The sequence below is a fragment of the Pedobacter sp. HMWF019 genome (genome assembly GCF_003061025.1).
Lineage (GTDB): Bacteria > Bacteroidota > Bacteroidia > Sphingobacteriales > Sphingobacteriaceae > Pedobacter.
In genome coordinates, this window is record NZ_QAIL01000100.1 from 1 (window position 1) to 4678 (window position 4678).

A 4678-nucleotide genomic window follows, 5' to 3' on the forward strand; every position below is an offset into this window, starting at 1 on the left:
GTCCTTGTTGCGGTTGAAATTAGATAATGTGCAGGAGGTAAATGGGGGGAGTTATCAGTTTTCATATAACACAACAATGTTGCCTAGAAAAAATTCCTTTGCGCGAGATTATTGGGGTTTTTACAATGGCAAACTCACAAATATTTCTTTGGTACCGAATCCAGTGGAATTTAATCGTCCAGAATTTGGAGATAATGGCAATAACAAAAATGCAGATTTAAATTATGCAAGGGCTGGAATATTGGAAGAGATCCGCTACCCCACTGGTGGAAAAGTAACGTTTGACTATGAATTAAATGAATTTGATAAAAATCAAATGCCGAGTTTTCCTTCATCCAATCAGATTGTTCAGGGAGCTGGACTTAGGGTGAAGTCGATTAAACATTTTGATAACGGGGCGGTAACCCCAATATCTAAGATAGTCTATAACTACGAAGGAGGGAAACTAATTAGTCCTTTACAATTGATACGGCAGGTTCCCTACAGGATGTTAACTGGAACAGTAGATCTTGGTCGGCGATTATATCTATATGATTATAATTTAACCGTATTGTCATCAAACGGAATTTTCTCAAGTAATCCATTGTCATCCATAAACGGAGTCGGTTATAGCAGAGTAACGAAGTCAAATGTAGATGAAAATAGGAGCTCAGGAAAGACTGTAATGGAGTTCAATAACGACGTAGATGAATATAATTATAGTATTGGGAACCGTGTGTTGGAATGCAGTGTACCAACCGTTAAATCAATATCAAAACCAGAGAATGGTTCAGTGAAATCAACTAAGATATTTAACGAGGCAAATGTTCTGTTGCGAAAAATTGATAACGAGTACTCAATATCAAGTTCCTCTATTTATTATGGAGCAAGAATATTTTCTTATGGTAATTCCTACTTCGTGAGTGTGCCGTCTCCTCCAGAATTAATGTACGAGACCCATTTTCTAGTCGGATATTATCCAATATTTGATGTGAAAACCAACCTAACTAGGGTGATTGAAACAGATTATTTTAATGGTATTGATAGTGTGAAATTAACCACGTTGAACAGTTATGATGATTTAAATAGGAGAACAGAAGTCTGGAAAGCAGCGGCGGATGGTGCTCTTACCAGATTGATCTATACTTATCCTGTTAATTCTCCCGACAATTCTCCAGCTCTTCAGGAAATGATAAATAGAAATAGAATTTCAGATGTGGTTAGAGTGTCAACAATGCATAAGGGGAGTAAAACACCAACATTTGTCCAAATAGATAATAGGGTTAAAGAATTTGTTTTGAGCGGAGACAAAATAGTACAAAGCAAGAATACAATAAATTATTTTGATGGGAATGGACAGACTTATAGCCCAGCTATAACAACATATGATTTTTATGACCCGTTGAATAGTACTCTTTTGCAATACACAACTGAAAATAAACTTACTAATGCTCTGATTTGGGGATATAAAGGACTTTATGTAATTGCTGATGTAAAAAATGCATCTGCCTCTCAGGTTGCTTATACATCCTTTGAAGATGAAGGTCGTGGTAATTGGAGTTATAGCGGTACACCAGTAAGTTTCATGAATCAAAAAGGTTATCTACTTAATGGTTCCAGCATCGCGAAAAACGGACTAGATAATACTAAAACATTTATCGTATCCTATTTTAGTTCTGGTAATTCGGCGGTAGTAAACGGTTTAAGTGGTAAAGCAGGTATAACTGCTAATGGCAGAACATATTATGAACATATTATATCCGGCACTTCTAATATTACAATTTCGGGAGATGTAATTATTGATGAATTAAGGCTGTACCCTGAGGGAGCTTTAATGACGACTTTTACTTACGATCCATTAATTGGTATGACGAGTCAAACAGATTCCAAAGGACAAACGACCTATTATGAATACGATGGATTCCAACGATTGAAGAACGTGAAAGACCAGAATGGAAACATCCTGAAAAATAGCACCTATCACTACAAGCCCTAACCAGCGCTCCATATGAAAACAAGATCAAATAGGACAAAGCGGATCAAATATTCCTTTGCCGCTCTGGCAGCATTATTTTTACCAGCCTTCAAGGCTCATGCCCAACAGGGGCAGGATAGAGAGGTGTCCATATATAACAACGAAGCAGAAATCACGGCCCGCGGTAGTGTTACCTTAAAGCCGGGATTTTATATCCCATCGGGGAAAACGGTACGAATTTATACCACCGGACTGAGTTTTGAAAAATGTGTTGCGGCCATCAATACCTTAAATACGGTAAGTGCCAATCAGAATTACATCCTCACCAAAACGTTTAAAAAACCAGGTATCCTGACAGATAATGACACCCGACAAAACCTCAGCACCTGTGAGGTCAACCAGACCGTCCAATATATCGATGGATTAGGAAGACCTCTTCAAACAGTAACTGTGCAGGGAAGCCCAGGCTTCCGGGATATGGTGCAGCCCATAGCTTATGATGCTTTTGGAAGAGAAGCTGTGAAATACCAGCCTTATGCTGCAGTGAGTAATGGTGGTGCGTACCGCACCGATGCCTTAACCACTGGGACAGGACAGGCTGCCTTTTACACCAGTACGGCTGGCATCAAAACCACAGCTACTCCTTTCTCTGTCACCATCTTTGAAGCCAGCCCTTTAAACCGGGTCGAGCAGCAGGGTGCACCAGGAGATGCCTGGCAGCCTGCAGCCAGCCGTACGGCTACCGCAGGAAGAACCGTGGTAAGTGAATACGGAACCAATGTCGCTGCAGAGCCCGTCAAATTGTGGACAGTGACCTCCTCGGGGGCTTCATCTCTGGGCTCCTACTCCAATGGAATACTGTATAAAACCAAGATTAAAGATGAGAACTGGGTGAGCGGAAACGGGGGTACTGTGGATGAATACAAAGACTTTGAAGATCATGTGGTGCTCAAAAGAGTATGGGAAACCGATACCAAAAGTCTGTCTACCTATTATGTGTATGATGACCTGGGCAACCTTCGGTATGTATTGCCTCCGGCAGTAAATGAAAACGGCTCCAACATCAACAGCTTTACAGAAAGTGATGCTGCCTTTAAGAACTTCATTTATGGTTACCATTATGATGGCCGCAAGCGCTTAACCGAAAAACAGATTCCCGGAAAAGGCTGGGAATACCTGGTCTACAATACCCTTGACCAGGTGGTGCTGAGCCAGGACTCCCTGCTAAGAGGATCGGGCAAATGGAACTACAGCAAGTATGATGCTTTCGGCAGGGTGATCACGACCGGTTTATATACCCGAGCCCTGGCCAGACCTGCGATGCAAACTGAAGTGAGCACAGATGGGCTAAGCAACAGCCTCTGGGAAAGCAGACCGGATGCTCCGAATTCAGATTATACCAATGTCGCTTTTCCGAGAGCAGGTACAGAGGCCCAGGTGATCAATTACTATGACAACTATTCTTTTGCAGGGAACAGCTTTAACGGACCTACCGGAGATCAAATGCCTGCCACCCGTACCAAGACCTTACTCACCGGAACCAAGGTGAATACTCTTGGAACAGCCACGATGCTGTTAACAGTCAATTACTACGATGATGAGGGGCGGGTGATCCAAAGCAAAAGCCAAAACCATGTGAATGGAACCGATGTGGTAGACAATACCTATGACTTCATTGGGCAGTTGAAAGCGAGCAAACGTACCCATGTTGGAAATGGAGTTACCACCACCATCTCCACCCGCTATGACCTGGACCATATGGGCAGAAAACTGGCCACCTGGGAGTCCATCAATGGCGCGCCGGAGATTGCCCTGAACAGGATGTCCTACAATGAACTGGGGCAGGTGATCAAGAAATCCGTACACAGCAGCGATACCACGAACTTCCTTCAATCGGGTACCTATGCCTATAATGAAAGGGGCTGGACAAAAAACTATACCTCCCCACAGTTCAGCTATGACCTGAAATATCAAGATGGTACGACACCTCAGTTTAATGGGAATATCGCCAATCAGAGTTGGGGCGCTAATGGAAGCAATCCCAATACTTTTACCTATGGCTATGATAAACTGAACAGGCTACTCAGCGGAACCAGTACAGGTATCGCAATGAGTGAAATACTGACCTATGACGTGATGGGTAACATTGCCAGTTTAAACAGAAACGGAACCTTAGGAACGTATGACTATACGGGTACCGGCAATAGGTTGAACCAGGTAACCGGTGGACTAGCCACAGGGCTTTACACCTATGACGGAAATGGAAATGCCAAAATAGATGGAAGAACAGGGGTAAATTTAACCTATAATCAGTTGAACTTACCAGCTACAGCCAGCAAATCAGGTTTAACCATGGCTTATACCTACGATGCCACAGGCACTAAGCTGAGAAAAGTAAGCAATGGAGCAACCCGGGATTATGTTGATGGAATAGAATACGATGGAGCTACTATCAATATCATTCATACAGAAGAAGGCCTGGCCAGAAGAAGTGGAACTGCCTACAGTTATGAATATAACCTAACAGACCATTTGGGTAACGTACGGTTAAGTTTCTATAAGAACCCGAGTGCTGCTTTAGAAGTTTTACAACAGACCAATTATTACCCATTTGGAAAAAACTTGGTTGCAAAAGATGGACCGAACAAGTATCTTTATAACGGCAAGGAGTTGCAATCGGAGTTTAGTGCTCCTAATAAGGATGGACAGCTTGATTATGGAGCA

2 protein-coding genes are annotated in these 4678 nt (G+C 42.5%); both read left to right on the top strand.

Going from position 1 to position 4678, the window contains the following annotated elements:
* The coding region (locus tag DBR11_RS06490) for a hypothetical protein (protein ID WP_233260670.1) at positions 1-1975 on the top strand (1975 nt) is incomplete at its 5' end.
* 12 nt (positions 1976-1987) lie between these two features.
* Positions 1988-4678 (top strand): DUF6443 domain-containing protein (locus tag DBR11_RS06495; protein ID WP_108550795.1); only part of this gene is annotated, 2691 nt, incomplete at its 3' end.